Raw genomic sequence first — 16,523 nt, forward strand, 5'->3', positions numbered from 1 at the left:
AATGCAGGCAAAAGTGTTTGATGCCATTGTTATTGGCAGTGGTATTACTGGCGGCTGGGCTGCTAAAGAACTGACCGAAAAAGGCCTTAACGTGCTGTTACTTGAGCGCGGCAGGCAGGTTGTGCATGGAAGCGATTATATAACGGCTTTTAAAGAAGACTGGCAACTGCCATTTCGTGACAGACCCAGCCTGCTAGAAAAGCGGAATCAAGCTAAACAAGCGCGCACTGGCTATGCTACTAAGCAATCAATAAAACATTGGTTTGTGAATGATTTGCAGCATCCTTACCGAGAAACGCAACGCTTTGATTGGATCAGAGGCTATCATTTAGGCGGGCGTTCATTAACTTGGGGACGTCAGTGTTTACGCCTCAGCGATCTTGATTTTGCTGCTAACAAACAAGATGGCCACGGCATTGATTGGCCTGTTCGCTATCAAGATATTGCGCCTTGGTACGATAAAGTCGAAGCTTACATCGGGGTTATTGGTGAAGCACTCAATTTACCGCAATTACCCGATGGCCCCTTTTTACCGCCTTTCCAACTCAATGCCGTAGAGCAACATCTAAAACGCAGTTTATTAAATCATTATAAAAACCGTCATGTAACGATAGGGCGTGTCGCCCATTTAACACAGGCAAAACCTGAGCAAGGTCGTGCTCCATGCACCAAGCGCAACCGCTGTATGCGAGGTTGCCCAACCGGTAGTTACTTTAGTAGTTTAGCCTCGACCTTGCCTGCTGCAATGCGTACTGGGCGACTCACCATTCAGACTCACTCCATTGCCAAAGAGATTATTTACAACCCAGAAACTAGGCAAGCCACAGGTGTGAAAGTGATTGATGCTGAATCTAAAAAAGAGCGTATCGAACGGGCGAATATTATTTTTTGCTGTGCATCAACTGTGGCAACAACAGCCTTGTTATTAAATTCAACTTCTGCACGTTTTCCTAATGGCTTAGGGAATGACAGTGGAGAGCTTGGTCATAACCTAATGGATCATCATTTTCGGGTTGGCGCCACGGGTGAGCCGAAAGGCTTTGCTGATGATTATAATGATGGCGATAGACCCGTTGGCTTTCATATCCCACGTTTTCGAAACCTTGATGATAAAGAGCAACATAACTTTATTCGTGGCTATGGTTATCAAGGGTACGCGACACGTAAAGACTGGCGACGCGGTTTTAAAGAGCTCAGTTTTGGCAAGGCCTTTCGTGAAGAGCTTGCCAAACCAGGGCCTTGGCAAGTTGCTTTGATAGGTTTTGGGGAATGTCTGCCTTATCATCACAATAAAATGAGCTTAGACCCTGTATTAAAAGATGAGTGGGGGCTGCCATTAGTTAATTTTGATTGTCAGTTTGGTGAAAACGAGCTGCGTATGCGAGAAGATATGAAAGCACAGGCAGTTGAGATGCTAACAAAGGCCGGTTACCAGAACGTGCAACCCTATGATAGGGGATCTGCACCGGGACAAGCGATCCATGAAATGGGCACTGCCCGTATGGGGCAAGATGCTAAAACCTCTGTTCTTAATCGCTATAACCAAATTCATAGTGTGCGTAATGTCTATGTTACTGATGGCTCATTTATGTGCTCATCAGCTTATCAAAACCCTTCTCTAACCTATATGGCATTTACTGCTAGAGCGGCGGATCATGCCGTTAAGCATTATCACAATGGAGTGTTTAATGGCTGATCTACAAAGGCGACAGGCTATTAAATATTTATCGGCTTTATTAGGTGTTGCTATTACGCCAGTGGCCGCTACTCAGTTGTTTGATAAAATGGATGACAGCCATTTTGAGGTGCTAAAAGAAGCGGCGCATCGGGATGTCATCACGCAGATGCAAGCGGTTATTTTAGAGTTAGACCCCGCCGAACAGCTATATTTTGATTTAGTGGCTTTTACAGATTTGATGTTGGCTAACACTGTCACGGCTACTGAACGGATACAGTGTTTACAAGGCGCTGAATTAATTGCGCAGGGTAATTCCTGTGCACCACAGCTGGCTAACAAATTAAAACGCTTGTTCACTATCAGTGAACAGCAGTATCAGCAAGTAATTGAGCTGCAAGGGGTACCGATTTCACAGGTAACTCCAGCTAAGCATGAAGAATACTTAATGTATAAGTGTATCTTCACCGTACGCGAGTTTTTATTATTAGGGTATTTTACATCAGAGAAAATAGCAGGCTCTGCTTAATGGCATCGCCTGCGAACGATTTATTTACGCCAACTTGTTAGCTTGTGACCAATCAATGCGTAATAAAGAATAAATCCATAACAAGGTAATAATAATAAGTATGCTTGCTGAGCATTCCCTGTAAATTCTGCAAACACACCATATACAAGCGGCAGTAATGCTCCACCAGAAATCCCCATGATTAATAGTGCGGCACCCGTTTGGGTTTTACTCCCCAAGTTTGCCAGCGCCATAGGCCAAATAGTGGGCCAAACCAGCGCATTTGATAAGCCAAGCAGGGCTACAAATAATACCGTATCAGGGAAACTGTTATCAGCGAGCCAAAATAGTAAAATATTAGAGAGTGCTGTTTGTTGCGTGTCTACAAAAATAATACCGAGTGAAAATACGCAGCCACTCAATGCTGAGAATAGCAGGGCTTGTTGCTGAGTAAAAAAGCGCGGAATAAGCACAATCCCTAATACATAGCCTAGCACCATAAAACCCATGGTGTATGAGGTGAGTTCAGCAAACTGTAGTATGCCTTGCTCCTTACCATATAGACCTATGGTATCACCGGCGATAACTTCAGCACCGATATAAAAGAATAAAGCAATCACACCTAAAATTAAGTTTGGAAATTGCAAAATAGATTGCTCTTCGCTGCTACTAATTGCTTGAGGTTGTTCAATATCAGGTAATGGAGCAAACATAATTAACGCAGCTAAAATTGCCAGTGAAATCGCCATAGCCATGTAAGGGCTAATTAAGCGGTTTGCTAATTCTTGTAATTGAAGTTGTTTTTGAAGGTCACTGAGTTGTGCCAAGACTTCAGGGCTAAAGTTGGCAATATCACTGAACACGATGGCAGAGAAAAGTAATGGAGCAACTACACCTGCACTTTTGTTCAAAATACCCATGATACTAATGCGCACCGCCGCTGTATCTTTTGACCCCAGCAACACAATATACGGGTTAGCAGCTGTTTGTAGTAAGGTCAGACCGCTCCCTAATGTAAACAAGGCGACTAAAAATAACCAATAGGCTTGTGTTTGTGCTGCTGGTATAAATAATAAGGCGCCCAAAGCCATGATAGCCAAGCCAAATGACATACCATGCTTATAGCTGAATGCCTGTAAAATTTTCGCGCTGGGTAATGCCATTACCGTATAGGCAATATAAAATACCAGTGTGACCATATAGGCTTCGATGTGATTGAGATCACAGACCATTTGTAAAAATGGGATCAAAGAGCCATTAAGCCAAGTAATAAAGCCGAATAAAAAGAACAGTCCGCCAATAATCACCATTGGAAGAAGCTGGCTGCGAGCGATATATTGTGGCTGAGCTATGAGTGAACTTTTTGTTGTCATTTTTTTCACCAAGGTGGTTTTTTTTATTCACTATAAAACAAAATTCGTAAGTTTTGAAAGTTTTATTTTATTTCGAAACTAATTTTAGCTTTACAACCGTAAAGTGTGTAGTATTGATGTATTACTTTGAAAGCAGTTTTAAACCAACAGGGCAGTTATGCTAACCACAATCGAAAGAAGACAAAAAATCGTCCTTATGACTGAAGAAAAGGGCAAAGTTAGTGTGAAAGATCTGGCTAAAACCTTTGATATTTCAGAGGTTAGTATACGCCATGATCTTAATGAACTAGGTAAGCGCGGCTTAGTCGTGCGTTCTCGTGGTGGGGCAATCGCTTGCGATAAGCTTGCCAAAGAGCTTTCGGTAAAAGATAAACATAACGAAAACTACGCAATTAAAGTTCAGCTGGCGAAAGCTGTTGCAAATTTAGTTGAAGATGGCGATTCATTAATTATTGACTCAGGTACCACCACTGAAGAAGTTGCCAAAGCACTCACAAGCAAAAAAGCGCTAACGGTGATGACTAATGGTTTGAATATTGCGCACGTATTAGCCGATATCGACGATGCAAATGTATTTATGCTCGGTGGCCAATTACGCAAGAAATCCTTGTCTTTCTACTCCAATGAGGTTGAGCAAGCACTGAGTAAATATAACTTCAAAAAGGTTATTTTAGGTGTTGATGGCATCGATTCTGAAGCGGGGATCACCACTCATTACGAGCCTGAGGCAATGTTAAATAGAACCATGTGTACTCGCGCAGACAAAGTCATTGCAGTGACTGATTCGAGTAAATTTGGTAAACGTGCCTTGTATAATGTCCTACCGCTTAAATCAATAGATGTTCTGGTTACTGACAAAAATATGCCAACTGAATTTGTTGAATCTTTAACAAACCTAGGCATAGAAGTGATCATCGTTTAATACAAAACAATAGAATACTGTAAACATATTTCTAAAAGGCAACCTTAGGTTGCCTTTTTTGTTGCCTAGTTAATACGATTTTCTTGTTCCTTTCAAAATAATTAAAAAAAATCCTTCCTGTAGCTTTCGAAATTAAACGTACGCCATTAAAGGCTTTTGAAGCGATTGATGACTATTTTAACGCTTTTTTCGTAACTATCGAAAGTTTCACTAGGTAATTATTTGTTGATAGGTTGTTTCATTTTGTTATAAATTAAGTGTAAGGCCTTACTTAAGTACTATTTTTTATAGTCAACAAATCAGAATATTAAAAAAACAGGAAATCACCATGGCAACAACAGCTAGAAAAACATACCTGAGCGTATTGATAAGCTCGATACTGGCTTCGTCAGTCAGTTTCGCAGCCTCTGCACAACAGCAAGAGAATAATAACAATAACCAAGTCGAAGAGGATGTTGAGGTTATTGAGGTTACAGGGATACGTAGCAGCATTAAAGAATCAAACTTTCGTAAAAGAGAAGCAACAACGGTTGTTGATGTTGTAGTTGCGGACGACATTGGTAAGTTTCCCGATGAAAACTTAGCTGAAGCATTACAGCGTATTCCTGGTATCACCATTACCCGTAATGGCGGTGAGGGGCAAAATATTTTAGTACGTGGTTTAGGTGGTGGCTACAACATTACCACCTTGAATGGCCGTAAGCTGGCGTCTGAAAATTCAGGCCGCGACTTTAACTTTGATACCATTGCCTCAGAGTTAGTCGGAGCACTGCAAGTTTATAAATCACCAGAAGCACGCTTAATTGAAGGTGGGATTGGTGCGGTTGTTGATATCGAAACTCGCAAACCACTTGATCAAGACGGTTTCACGTTAAGTGCTTCAGCAAAGGGGATTTATGAATCGCGCACGGGAGATGTACACCCGCATGCTTCATTTATCATAGGTGACAACTTTAATGATGATACCTTTGGTGTGCTTTTCTCTGGGGCCTATTCAAAGAAAACCTTACGTGCAGACACATACTCTGCAAGCGGCTTTTTTGATGAAGAAGAGGGCTGGGGAGCAGACAGTGCCGGTGTGCCAGTCGATATGAATGGTAACGGAGAAATTGACGGGCAAAGCGAAATATTTGCCTCAAAAATTCCGAGTTACATGTATTTTGCCAACGCGCAAGATGTGCGTGAACGCGTCGGTGCGACGTTAGCAATGCAATGGCGCCCAACAGATACCCTAGATATTAACTTTGATGCCTTATATTCGCGTTACAACACCGATGGTCACCGTTATCAAATCGGTTTTGTTAACTACGACGAAAGCTGGACGCCAGGCACGCCCGTTTTTACCGATGCACAATTTGATGACTCAGGCCGAGTGGTATCAATGACGCAAACCGGTAATACTATGGTGGAGTTATTAAACTTAACCAATCCTCGAAAAACAGATACGTATCAGTTTGCCCTTAATGCCAAATGGTATCCAATGGGTGGCCTAACACTGGCTGTGGATGTTGCGCATTCAAAAGCGAAAAATGAAAATGGTGGTGATAATCGCTTTATTGTTGCCCGTGGTTTTATTGACTCGATTGGCATTGATTACACCACTGGTAATATGCTGCCAGATGTTACTTTATCGCCGGGCTTAACAGCGGATCAATCATACGGTGCGCACTATAGCCGTAATACAGGTACCGGGGTTGAAGACACTATCAATGACTTTAAGTTTACCGGTACATTTTTGCCTGAAAGTGATTTAGTTACCCGTATCGATTTTGGCTTAACATACCTTGAGCAAACCAAGAGCCAACTGGAATATGCTTCAAAAAATGCCAGCCAATTTAGTAATGGTGGCCAATACTTAGATCGTGACGGTTATGAATTTGATGACAGCACGGTAGTAAATGTAGGTGACTTTAACCTGTTTGAAATCCCAAGTGACGTGTTTGTTGAGGCGAATTTCGATAACTTCTTAGAAGGTGAAAGTAGCATTACACCTGAGCCATGGCCAAGTTTCGATTACGATAAGTTACTTGCTTATTATCGTTCAATTAATGCTGAAGCTACAGACAAGAGCATTGTTGCCTCGCTTAATTCATCGGGTACTTATGAGGTAACAGAAGAAGTTCTTACCGCGTATGCGCAAGTGACGCTTGAAAGCACTGTTGCAAAAATGCCGTATATGCTAAATGTCGGTATTCGTGGTTCACAAACAGAAGTGAGCTCTAAAGGGTCGGTGTATGATTTATCGTTAATTGACTTACAAGAAGATGGTAAACCACTTGAAAATGGTTGGCGCGAAACCGTTCAGCAATCATTTGAAGGGGATTACAGCAATATTTTACCAAGCATGAACTTTAAGCTTAGCATTACTGATGATTTGATTTACCGCTTCTCTGCGGCACAAGTTATTAGTCGTCCATCATTAGCCTATTTACGCCCATGGCTTGCGCCAAACTTTGATACTTATCGTGAAGGCTTACCACAACTTTCTATGGGTGATTCATCGTTAACACCTGAAGAAGCTAATCAAGCAGACATGACCTTAGAATGGTACTTTGAAGACAGCAGCTCGTTAAGTGGTGGGGTGTTTGTAAAAGACCTGAAATCATTTATCGATTATGTAGAAAGCCCAGTTGAAATCGAAGGCGTGCGTTATTTTGCCTCTTACCCGGGCAAGAGTGAGTATGGTGCCACTATTAAAGGCGCTGAGTTTGCTTATCAGCAATCGCTCGAAAATTTACTACCTGAGCCCTTTAATGGTTTAGGTTTTCAGCTTAACTATACCTATGTAGACAGTAGCTACGATGAGCCAGAGCTAAAAGAGTCAGGCTTGCCATTTAGAGGTATGTCGAAAAACTCATATAACGCGGTGGTTTACTATGAGCAATATGGTTTCCAAGCGCGTTTAGCCTATAACTGGCGTAGTAAATTCTTGTCGGATCCAGATGCGTGGGGTGGCCCTTATTGGATCTCTGATTATGGTCAGTTAGATGCCAGCATGAGCTATAACATCAGTGATCAATTCACTGTGTTTGCTGAAGCAACTAACTTAACGAATGAGCGTTATTGGGGTTACACCAAACGCACAGACCAAGTGAGTTACCTTGAGCGCTTTGGTACTCAGGTCGCATTAGGTGTACGTGCTAGCTTTTAATCTTTGTATTCCCAGTTGTTAGTGTTGTTCAAGCGCCTGCAAAGGCGCTTTTATTTTTAAAAAATGAGGTTGTTATGGCAGGAATTAGTGTTTGGCAATTAGTCATTATTGCCGCAATTGTGGTGCTGTTATTTGGCACAAAAAAGCTCTCACGAATAGGTGGTGATTTAGGGACGTCAGTTAAAGGGTTTAAACGCGCTATGCACGATAAACCCAATGATGAAACTTAGTTAGCAATAAATTTTAGATAATATTACTGCCTTGTTCGGGGTCGCGAGATTGATCAGCTTGTTCGCGTATATCATCGGCATCACTGCTGACATCATCTAAACTATGATCGGTGAGTGTTTTTGATGTTTGGGGAGGCGTGCTCGAATTACTATTTATTTGCTCTGTTTCGGTATTTAAAATGATTCGCTCGCGGGCATCATCAGGCATACTGACTTGCTCTGATAAGTAGGTATTGACCAACTCTCGCATCAATTGAGATGCCACTTTAACTGTGCTGTGCTCATTGCTATTTACCCAAAAATAAATAGTTAGATTTAGTGTTGCTGAGCCTAATGAATCAATTAACACTTGGCTTGGCGGATCACTAATAACAGCCGGGTTTTGCTTAACCACTTTCATTGCTAATTGCTGGGCATAGCGAATGTCATTATCGTAACCAATGCCAACGTTAAAGTGACCTCGCATTTTAGGATTTGCGGTGAGGTTTTTTATGACATTTTTATACACAGTCGCATTCGGTATTTGAATGTGATTACCATCAAAATCAACTAAAGTTGTGGCGCGAGCCGTCACTTTTTTAACCACCCCTAAACGACCATCAACTTCTATCACATCGTCAATACGAAAAGGGCGCTGCACACTGAGCAGCATGCTTGAGATAAAGTTTTCGGCAATATCTCGAAAAGCAAAACCTAAAATAAGACCCACTAATCCAGTACCACTCATAATAGCTACAGCAAAATCGGTAAGTCCTGCAAGGCGCAAAAATAAGTACACCCCAAACAAAATGATAATGATGCTAAAAAATCGTCGTGTTACAACATGTAATAGCTTGCTTTCACTTACAAAACCAAGCGGTTTTATCAAGATATATGACAAAGGGCGTGCTAATAAATAGCAAATAATAACAGCTACGAGGCCCAACGTAAGGGCTGGTAACATTTGCCAAGTAGTGTGTAAAAACTGCGTAACTTGTAGGTTTAAGTCTTGCCAAGCAATGCTGTCGGTGGGTGTCTGTGTGGTAACAAATAATTTAGGTGAAAACAAACTAGCTAATTGATTTTTATATAATAAATAGAGGCTCATTGCACCACTCCATGGATGGTTGTTTTGTTACAGTAAGCTTAGCTTAGTGCAATTCAAGCGCCATAATTAATGGCAAGCTGTTTGCAGCTTTAAAATTAATAAAGCAATGTATTAGGTCAGATATGGCTCAAGATAAGCGCGGATTTCAGGCACATTCACCGTTGGAGATCCCAGTTAGAGGCTGGTGGGATATTATCAAACGCGTGTATCACAATTTATCACAAGACAATTTATCGTTTGTGGCGGCTGGGGTGGCATTTTATGCTTTGCTTGCGATCTTTCCTGCATTAGCCGCGACAGTCTCTGTTTACGCTTATTTTGCGTCCCCGACCGATATCCATGAGCAACTTGATAAAGTCACTGCTATTTTACCAACAAGTAGTCGAGACATTATTTTGCTACAGGTTGCAGAGGTGACTCAGCAATCGCAAAAGGTGTTAAGTGTTAGTGCCATAGGGACTTTATTGTTAACGATTTGGAGTAGCAGCAAGGGCTGTCAGGCGCTAATAACAGCCTGTAATATCACTTATCATCAGCATAACAAACGACAATTTTTTATGGCGTTACTGGTACGCTTTTTATTTTCGCTAGGTGCCATTGTTGTTGCGCTGGTGGCCTTGTTGATCATCGGTATTTTACCGATTGTGCTTAACCTAGTTGGTTTAACAGAGCTGATTGATTTGTTGATCAAGCTTATTACTTGGCCACTGCTTGCGATTATTTTTAATTGCGCGTTGGCATTCTTATATCGCTATGCGCCACATCGAACAGCAGCAAAATGGCGCTGGATCACACCAGGTTCAATAGTGGCTACTTTGTTATGGATTATCGCATCAATTGGTTTTTCATATTATGTCTCACAATTTGCAAGTTATAACGAAACGTATGGCTCATTAGGTGGTGTAGTGATTATGTTGATGTGGCTCTATATCAGCGCATACATCATTATTTTTGGTGCTGCAATTAATGCCAGCATTGAACAACAAACTTTAGTCGATAGTACTGTGGGCCCCGTGAAAGACGTTGGAGAGCGAGGAGCAACAGTGGCTGATAGATTAACCGAAAAACAGCAACAGCAGAAAAAGTAACTTAAGCATGCCATCATTGCGCTTGTTGAGTGCCAATAAATCTTAGACAAACGTAAGTCATAAATTGACTTTATTAGGATTGACTTCTAATTAGTTAGTTAATCCTAAAGTTTTGCTTTTTGTTTGCCGTGGTCAGTGATGTGATTCTTATGCATCTATAAATCAGAAAGTTAAATTTTTTTGTACAAAGCTAATAATCATAATTTCTAGGTTTTAGAATGCAAAAAGAGCTCCAGTCAAATATCAAAAGTTTGTCATTACTCAATTTGGTCGCTGTAATATTAGCAGGATTAACTGCTTTATCGGTTTACTTCATGTACGACAGTTTAAAAACCATAGAGTCTGAAATTAAAATGAGGTATCGATCTTATGTTTTGGCGGAGCAAGTAAGGCAAAGTTCAGATCAGTTAAGTTTAATGGCACGAGCATATACGGTAACGGGTAATTCAAAATTCTTAGATTTTTTTAATCAAATTCTAGCTATTCGAAACGGCGAAGCTCCTCGGCCAGAAAATTATCACCGTGTTTATTGGGATATGCTAATGCCACAAAGTGGTAAGGCTCCATTTCCGGATGGTGAAAAAAAAGCACTCAAAGACATGTTGAGCTCAATAGGTATCACTCATGAAGAAATGCAACAAATTAAGCTTGCTGAAAAAGCATCAAATGATTTAACAAAAATTGAATATGCAGCTTTTCAAGCCGTTGAAAATGAAGCTGAACTTTCTCTAACGAATGAGCGGGTAGCAGCGATATTAAGTTTATACAGTGACGAGTATTTTACGGCTAAATCAGAAATTATGAGTCACATAAATAACTTTTTATTTATGCTAGATTATCGGACAGAGCAGCGCCTCAATTCTGTGACTCGCGAGCATTATTTAATATCGCTGTTTTCTTTTTGCTGCTTTATCACAATCTTAATAGTGCTGTTTTTTATCAGCCGACTTCGAAAATCACTTAATTATTTATATGTCTCCTCACTTGAAGCTGAAGTAGCAGAAAAAACAGCTTCCTTAACAGAGAAAAATCTACAGCTCGAAGAATCCATGGACTTAATGGCAAAAACTCAGAAGTACTTGATGGAAGCTGAGAAAACAGCCGCTTTAGGTCGACTTGTTGTGGGGGTCGCACATGAGGTAAATACACCAGTCGGAATTTGTATTACCGCTGTTAGTTACCTTGAAGATGAAAATAAGAGAATGGGAAAAGTGTTAGCTGACAAACAGGTAAGTAAGGGGTCACTCGAAAAATACGTACATACCTCTGAAGAAATTAGCTTATTACTTCATTCAAACTTAGATCGTTTAGCTGAGTTGATCACAAGCTTTAAACAAATAGCCGCCGATCAGCATTGTGATGAACTAAGAGTTATTAAATTAGATGACCATTTAAATGATATTGTTAAGTCTTTAAAGAGCGAGTCTAAACACAAAAACATAGAGGTGGTTTCTGCTATTCCTGAAGGCCTGCAAGTACAGAGCTTTCCGGGGACGCTTTGCCAAGTCATGACTAATTTATTATCAAATGCAATTTTTCATGCCTTTGATGGAGACTTTGACGAGCCTCGAATAGAGATCTCAGCTAAAAGCGAAGGATCAGCAGTGCTTATTACTGTAAAAGATAATGGCAGTGGCATTGCTGAAGATATTCAAGATAAAATCTTTGACCCTTTCTTTACGACTAAACGCGTGCAAAAAAATACTGGTTTAGGTCTTTACGCAGTCATGAACCTAGTGACCCAAAAGCTAAAAGGTACAATTACTTTCGAATCCAATGAACAGCTAGGTACTACTTTTTATTTAACTTTGCCTAATCTAAATGATGAGCAAGTTTAATAACGTGAAATAGAAACGAACAGCTAAACATTCTTTTTTATAGAACGATTAACACTAATTTTACTCATGGTTGTTAGTTAAATTAGCGCCTACAATCATTTCATACAATTTACGGGAGTAAAGTTATGAAAGTGATTCAACAATTAAATAGCCATGCTACACAAGATGGTGATGGTGTAAACATCAGCCGCATTCCCGGCTTTGACGGTAAGTATTTAGACCCTTTTTTAATGATCGACGAGCTTAAGTCAGATGATCACAGTGATTTTATGGGCGGTTTTCCTGCGCATCCTCACCGTGGTATCGAAACCTTTACGTATATTATTAAAGGTGGCTTTGAGCACCAAGATCAAATGGGCAACAAAAAAGCGATTCGTGCTGGTGACGTGCAGTGGATGAGTACTGGCTTTGGTGTGATCCATAGTGAAATGCCATTAGCAGATGCGAAAGAAGGCATGCATGGTTTTCAGATTTGGCTAAATATGCCCAGTGCTGAGAAGCTCAGAGCACCACGTTACCAAGATACCACTGAAGCGCCTGCGCCGACGACACGAAATGAACAGGGTGTTGAGCTTAAAGCATTAGCTGGAAGCTGGCAGTTTTCCGGTGAAGAGCAGGTATCAAGCCTTCAAGATCTTGCTGCTAATGGCATGCTGGCTGATGTGACCTTACCTGCAGGAACTGTATTTAACCATGCGCCTTTAGCGCAAACCAAAGTGATGCTTTATGTTCATACTGGTGAAATACACACAGAGCAAGGTGGTCCTGTAAAAGCGGGTAGCTTACTCATTCTTGAGCCTGGTAGTGACATTGAATTTAACTCACAAACAGGGGCTGGAGTTTTAATCCTTGCTGGAGAACCACTCAATCAGCCAATCGCGCACATGGGTCCGTTTGTGATGACTACCCAAGCTGAGTTACAGCAAGCGGTTAGAGATTATCAGTTAGGAAAATTTGGCACACTATAGGAGGTTATTGTGGGATTACTTGTAAACGGTCAATGGCAAGATAAATGGTACGACACCGATAACAACCAAGGTGAATTTAAACGTGAGGCGGCCCAGTTACGAAACTGGGTTACCGCTGATGGTAGCGCTGGTCCAAGTGGTGATGCAGGCTTTAAAGCTGAAAAAGATCGCTACCACCTTTATGTATCTTTAGCCTGTCCTTGGGCTCATCGCACCTTGATATTTCGCCACTTAAAGGGGTTAGAAGATTATATCAGCGTGTCGGTTGTAAGCCCTGACATGCTAGAGCATGGTTGGACGTTTGATAAAGATAATCACAGCACCGGTGATGCTCTTTTCAATAGCGACTTTATGCATCAAATTTATACGCGTAATAAAGCTGATTATTCAGGCCGTGTTACGGTGCCTGTGCTTTGGGATAAAAAAACGCAGCGTATTGTTAGCAATGAATCTGCTGAAATTATCAGAATGTTCAATAGCGCGTTTAATGCACTCACAGGTAATGAGCGCGACTTTTATCCTACAGCATTACATGCTGAAATTGACGAAATTAATGAGTTTGTTTATCACAACATCAACAACGGTGTATACCGTGCAGGCTTTGCGACAACGCAAGAAGCTTATACAGAAGCCTTTGATGATCTATTTGCAGCGCTTGATAAAATTGAACAACGTTTAACAGAAAACCGTTATTTAGTAGGCGATACACTCACAGAAGCTGATTGGCGTTTATTTACCACTTTAATCCGCTTTGATAGCGTTTATGTTGGTCATTTTAAGTGTAACTTACGTACTATCGAGAGTTATCCGGCAATCAGTAACTATCTGCGTGAGTTGTATCAAGTTGAAGAGGTAAGTAAGACGGTTGATTTTTACCATATTAAACGTCATTACTATTTCAGTCATACTATGATCAATCCAACTCAAGTCGTGCCAAAAGGGCCTGATATAGACTACGCTCGACCACACAACCGTGGTTAATAGACATTGATAACTAACAGTTTAATGATTTGATTAAGCTGTTAGTTATAACTATCCATCACCTTGCGGATGGTGTCGATGCCAAACATTACTTTCTGAATAAATGATTCTGAGCTTTTCACTAAATTAAAATTAGGGTGTTGAGACCAAACAGCTTGTAGTTTGTCATCAAGTAATATGGCTTGTTGGTCAGACTCATTTCTTACTGGGTTATTAGAATGAATACTTTGTCCAGATTTAGCTGCAGTTTCAAAAAAGATCACTGCATCATATTGGTTAAGTTCGGTTTGTAGGTTGGTATTTAAGCATTGAAAAAATTCATCTTGCTCACCAGGCCAATAGGCTAGTCCATCTAAGCTACCACGATCGCAAAGCATTAAACGATCTGGATGCATGGTTCGCTGAATATGCTCTAAGTGTTTTTGTAGGTTATAAATAGCCTGTTGGTGAGCCTTGATAAGGTGAGGTTCGGTGCTACGCTCAATTCCTCCGCCAAATAACATGGTGGCAGATTCAGGAACGACAACAATTTGTTTTGAAAACTCGCGTCTTAGTAAATCGATGGCTGTAGTTTTACCACCTCCGGGGCCGCCAGTTAATACTATCCGTTTTTTCACTAATAATTTCCGAAATTAATTTCTGATACTTTAAGGTAGTGAAATTGCGACTTAATGAGAAGTAAAAACTCTGATTTTACTGATAAAGATCATAATAATCTAAGAAGCCAACTAAACTGACTAACTTGTTTTAATTTGCTTTTAGATTGGTCATTACTTTGTAAAGCCTGATAACCCATCCCTGCGGTGAAGGCGCTAGCAAGGCCGACTTTAGTGACAGCAAATCGTTTTAACCGATAGTTGAATGCTTGGTGATGCTGACGTTTAAGTTCATTTTGCATGTCCATACTATGACTAAGATCAGTGACTTTTTTCAGTGGTTCGCGAATAAAGTAGTTAATTAACATTATTTTTCCTTATCAATGTTGAATAATTGGCGGGCACTTTTAACCGTTCGATCAAAACCAATTTTACTACTGATATAGCCAATATTTTTCCAAAGCCAAAACAAACAAAGCAGTTGCAAAACGATCAGCGATAAAGCGCAAAGAGCGACTGATCCACTTAAACTGAATATGGCAATACCTATTGTGGCTAACAAACCAGCCCAAAGTAAAACTAAACCACCTGCAAAGCAGACCAGCATGATGATAGTTAATGCCAAAGAGCGTGTCGATAATCGCCACTCAGCTGCAGCTACCTGTTTACATAACCCAGCTTGTGTACGGTAGTCTACGTAAAGTTGTTCAGCATATTGCGACAACTTGGCAAGGTGATCTTGCCACTGATCAGCATGCAAAGGCTGATCAGTGGCTGCTTGCGACTTCTCTTGTGAATGTTGAGAGTGCGGCATGTTATTTACGGCGAATAAGTGCGCTAACTAACATACCTGCAGCAAACGCAATACCTGCTGTTGCAAGCGGATTCTCAGAGGCAAGCTGACGTGTTTTGCTACTGTACTCACCTAGTTTCTCGCGAGCTTGAGCTTGTTTCTCTGAAATAGTTTGTGCTGAATTTGATGCGCCTTCACGTACTGAATGCTCAGCTGATGCAGCACGAGTTGACAGCGCGTCAACTGCATGATGAGCTGCCTCAGTTGCTTTTTCCGTAAATGGCGCCTCTACTTCAGTTGGTTTCGGATTTGTTTTGCTGTTTGCAGTACTTGAATTCGATTTCGACGTTGCTGTAGCCATGATCATTCCTTAAAAATTGCCATTATTGGTATTCAATAGCTCGCAACCTTTATACCAATTATTAAATCATTTAATTTCAGGGTGTTATATTTTTAGACTATGAGATCAACATAATTTCTAGTAACTATTGCACAGTAGTTAAGTAAAAATTACAGGCTAGGAAAGATGTACGATTCATTTGTAACTATTCATTGGTTATTCATTAATCATTTTTCCCCAATTCGTCGCCAATAAAATAGTAAAAAAAATTTTTTTATTTGTTTTCCACTTTTTCCCACGTAATTCAGTGGCTTTGCTTGAAGCCTTATTTTTTCTGGCTTTAGAAGCCTATTATGATGATCAGCTTACTTGACAAAAAGCCTTGTCAAGCCCTAAACTGGAGCACTGTGGTAAAAAGTGGTTTTTAGTGGATCAAATTGGATCGGAAATAATCATTAACAATTTATAACCTATTTTAAGGCTAATTATGTTTAGGGGTGCAAGCTCGCTGAGTTTGGATGATAAAGGACGCTTTGCGGTACCAACCAAGTACCGAGACGCGATCTTGTCTGAAGATCAGGGAACGGTTATTTGCACAGTCGCACTGAATGAGCCTTGTTTGTGGTTATACCCACTAGCCGAATGGCTAGAAATTGAAGAACGATTATTAAAGATCTCTAACATGAATCCACGAGCACGCCGAATGCAACGTATGTTGCTTGGCAATGCTACAGAGTATCAACTAGATAAAAATGGCCGGATTTTGCTTGCTCCTTCTTTACGAGCTCACGCGGAACTTGGAAAAAAAATCATGTTGGTTGGCTTGATGAATAAGTTTGAAATTTGGGATGAAGATCGTTGGCATGAGCAAATGCGCCAAGATACTGAAATTGAACGCTTAGGTGAGTTTGAGGCAAATCCCGAATTCGATAACTTCTCGCTCTAACCACAATAATAAAAAGGCAAAAAATAG

The 16,523-nt window shown here is 40.7% G+C and carries 15 protein-coding genes and 1 pseudogene; 10 read left to right on the top strand and 6 right to left on the bottom strand.

All coding sequences use genetic code 11. The features are described from left to right. The first annotated feature begins 1 nt into the window (after position 1). Entirely contained in the window at positions 2-1,696 is a 1,695-nt protein-coding gene (locus E5N72_RS04865; protein WP_135923472.1) for a GMC family oxidoreductase, read from the top strand. Further along, positions 1,689-2,204: a hypothetical protein gene (locus E5N72_RS04870; RefSeq protein ID WP_135923473.1), complete on the top strand. Its 516-nt coding sequence runs from the start codon at positions 1,689-1,691 to the stop codon at positions 2,202-2,204. Before E5N72_RS04865 ends, E5N72_RS04870 begins: the two co-directional genes overlap by 8 nt. A 20-nt stretch (positions 2,205-2,224) precedes the next feature. Here the strand turns inward: E5N72_RS04870 and E5N72_RS04875 are convergent, their stop codons facing one another. Continuing rightward, entirely contained in the window at positions 2,225-3,556 is a 1,332-nt protein-coding gene (locus E5N72_RS04875; protein WP_240704494.1) for a sugar MFS transporter, read from the bottom strand. 157 nt (positions 3,557-3,713) lie between these two features. Between E5N72_RS04875 and agaR the strand changes: the two genes are divergently transcribed. From agaR to tatA, 3 genes and pseudogenes are all read left to right on the top strand, one after another. Next, entirely contained in the window at positions 3,714-4,478 is a 765-nt protein-coding gene (agaR, locus tag E5N72_RS04880; protein WP_135923474.1) for a transcriptional repressor AgaR, read from the top strand. Between the two features lie 328 nt (positions 4,479-4,806). Beyond that, positions 4,807-7,629: a TonB-dependent receptor gene (locus E5N72_RS04885; protein WP_135923475.1), complete on the top strand. Its 2,823-nt coding sequence runs from the start codon at positions 4,807-4,809 to the stop codon at positions 7,627-7,629. 74 nt (positions 7,630-7,703) lie between these two features. Further along, a pseudogene (gene tatA, locus E5N72_RS04890) lies at positions 7,704-7,853 on the top strand (twin-arginine translocase TatA/TatE family subunit); the annotation flags it as partial. A 19-nt stretch (positions 7,854-7,872) separates the two neighbouring features. On the opposite strand, the gene E5N72_RS04895 reads toward tatA, so the two are convergent. Beyond that, positions 7,873-8,946 (bottom strand): mechanosensitive ion channel domain-containing protein, encoded by a 1,074-nt coding sequence (locus E5N72_RS04895; protein WP_135923477.1) that lies wholly within the window; start codon positions 8,944-8,946, stop codon positions 7,873-7,875. A 122-nt stretch (positions 8,947-9,068) separates the two neighbouring features. On the opposite strand from E5N72_RS04895, the gene E5N72_RS04900 reads away from it, so the two are divergent. From E5N72_RS04900 to E5N72_RS04915, 4 genes are all read left to right on the top strand, one after another. Then, positions 9,069-10,034, top strand: coding sequence for a YihY/virulence factor BrkB family protein (locus tag E5N72_RS04900; RefSeq protein WP_135923478.1), 966 nt, complete (start codon positions 9,069-9,071; stop codon positions 10,032-10,034). Positions 10,035-10,252: 218 nt separating this feature from the next. After that, on the top strand, positions 10,253-11,872 hold the full coding sequence (locus E5N72_RS04905; protein WP_135923479.1) for a HAMP domain-containing sensor histidine kinase: 1,620 nt from the start codon (positions 10,253-10,255) through the stop codon (positions 11,870-11,872). Positions 11,873-11,997: 125 nt separating this feature from the next. Next, positions 11,998-12,840 (top strand): pirin family protein, encoded by an 843-nt coding sequence (locus tag E5N72_RS04910; RefSeq protein ID WP_135923480.1) that lies wholly within the window; start codon positions 11,998-12,000, stop codon positions 12,838-12,840. Positions 12,841-12,849: 9 nt separating this feature from the next. Continuing rightward, the gene (locus tag E5N72_RS04915; RefSeq protein WP_135923481.1) at positions 12,850-13,821 is read left to right on the top strand and encodes a glutathione S-transferase family protein; all 972 of its coding nucleotides are present in this window, start codon (positions 12,850-12,852) and stop codon (positions 13,819-13,821) included. A 41-nt stretch (positions 13,822-13,862) separates the two neighbouring features. Here the strand turns inward: E5N72_RS04915 and E5N72_RS04920 are convergent, their stop codons facing one another. From E5N72_RS04920 to E5N72_RS04935, 4 genes are all read right to left on the bottom strand, one after another. Further along, positions 13,863-14,438 carry an AAA family ATPase gene (locus E5N72_RS04920; protein WP_135923482.1) on the bottom strand — a complete coding sequence of 192 codons (576 nt, stop codon included), beginning with the start codon at positions 14,436-14,438 and terminating at the stop codon, positions 13,863-13,865. An 89-nt stretch (positions 14,439-14,527) separates the two neighbouring features. After that, entirely contained in the window at positions 14,528-14,785 is a 258-nt protein-coding gene (locus tag E5N72_RS04925) for a hypothetical protein (protein WP_135923483.1), read from the bottom strand. Next, positions 14,785-15,231, bottom strand: a complete 447-nt coding sequence (locus E5N72_RS04930) for a hypothetical protein (protein ID WP_135923484.1) — start codon at positions 15,229-15,231, stop codon at positions 14,785-14,787. Before E5N72_RS04930 ends, E5N72_RS04925 begins: the two co-directional genes overlap by 1 nt. A gap of 1 nt (position 15,232) precedes the next feature. After that, a complete protein-coding gene (locus E5N72_RS04935) occupies positions 15,233-15,571 on the bottom strand; it encodes a DUF883 C-terminal domain-containing protein (RefSeq protein WP_135923485.1) in 339 nt (112 codons plus the stop codon). 466 nt (positions 15,572-16,037) lie between these two features. Between E5N72_RS04935 and mraZ the strand changes: the two genes are divergently transcribed. Beyond that, entirely contained in the window at positions 16,038-16,496 is a 459-nt protein-coding gene (gene mraZ, locus E5N72_RS04940; RefSeq protein ID WP_135923486.1) for a division/cell wall cluster transcriptional repressor MraZ, read from the top strand. Positions 16,497-16,523: the final 27 nt, after the last annotated feature.

It is taken from the genome of Pseudoalteromonas sp. MEBiC 03607 (assembly GCF_004792295.1).
GTDB lineage: Bacteria > Pseudomonadota > Gammaproteobacteria > Enterobacterales > Alteromonadaceae > Pseudoalteromonas > Pseudoalteromonas lipolytica_C.

Coding starts and splice junctions, on each gene's coding strand:
- E5N72_RS04895 (WP_135923477.1), bottom strand. CDS start 8,946: ATGAGCCTCTATTTATTATATAAAAATCAATTAGCTAGTTTGTTTTCA.
- E5N72_RS04865 (WP_135923472.1), top strand. CDS start 2: ATGCAGGCAAAAGTGTTTGATGCCATTGTTATTGGCAGTGGTATTACT.
- E5N72_RS04925 (WP_135923483.1), bottom strand. CDS start 14,785: ATGTTAATTAACTACTTTATTCGCGAACCACTGAAAAAAGTCACTGAT.
- E5N72_RS04910 (WP_135923480.1), top strand. CDS start 11,998: ATGAAAGTGATTCAACAATTAAATAGCCATGCTACACAAGATGGTGAT.
- E5N72_RS04875 (WP_240704494.1), bottom strand. CDS start 3,556: ATGACAACAAAAAGTTCACTCATAGCTCAGCCACAATATATCGCTCGC.
- mraZ (WP_135923486.1), top strand. CDS start 16,038: ATGTTTAGGGGTGCAAGCTCGCTGAGTTTGGATGATAAAGGACGCTTT.
- E5N72_RS04900 (WP_135923478.1), top strand. CDS start 9,069: ATGGCTCAAGATAAGCGCGGATTTCAGGCACATTCACCGTTGGAGATC.
- agaR (WP_135923474.1), top strand. CDS start 3,714: ATGCTAACCACAATCGAAAGAAGACAAAAAATCGTCCTTATGACTGAA.
- E5N72_RS04935 (WP_135923485.1), bottom strand. CDS start 15,571: ATGGCTACAGCAACGTCGAAATCGAATTCAAGTACTGCAAACAGCAAA.
- E5N72_RS04885 (WP_135923475.1), top strand. CDS start 4,807: ATGGCAACAACAGCTAGAAAAACATACCTGAGCGTATTGATAAGCTCG.
- E5N72_RS04870 (WP_135923473.1), top strand. CDS start 1,689: ATGGCTGATCTACAAAGGCGACAGGCTATTAAATATTTATCGGCTTTA.
- E5N72_RS04930 (WP_135923484.1), bottom strand. CDS start 15,231: ATGCCGCACTCTCAACATTCACAAGAGAAGTCGCAAGCAGCCACTGAT.
- E5N72_RS04905 (WP_135923479.1), top strand. CDS start 10,253: ATGCAAAAAGAGCTCCAGTCAAATATCAAAAGTTTGTCATTACTCAAT.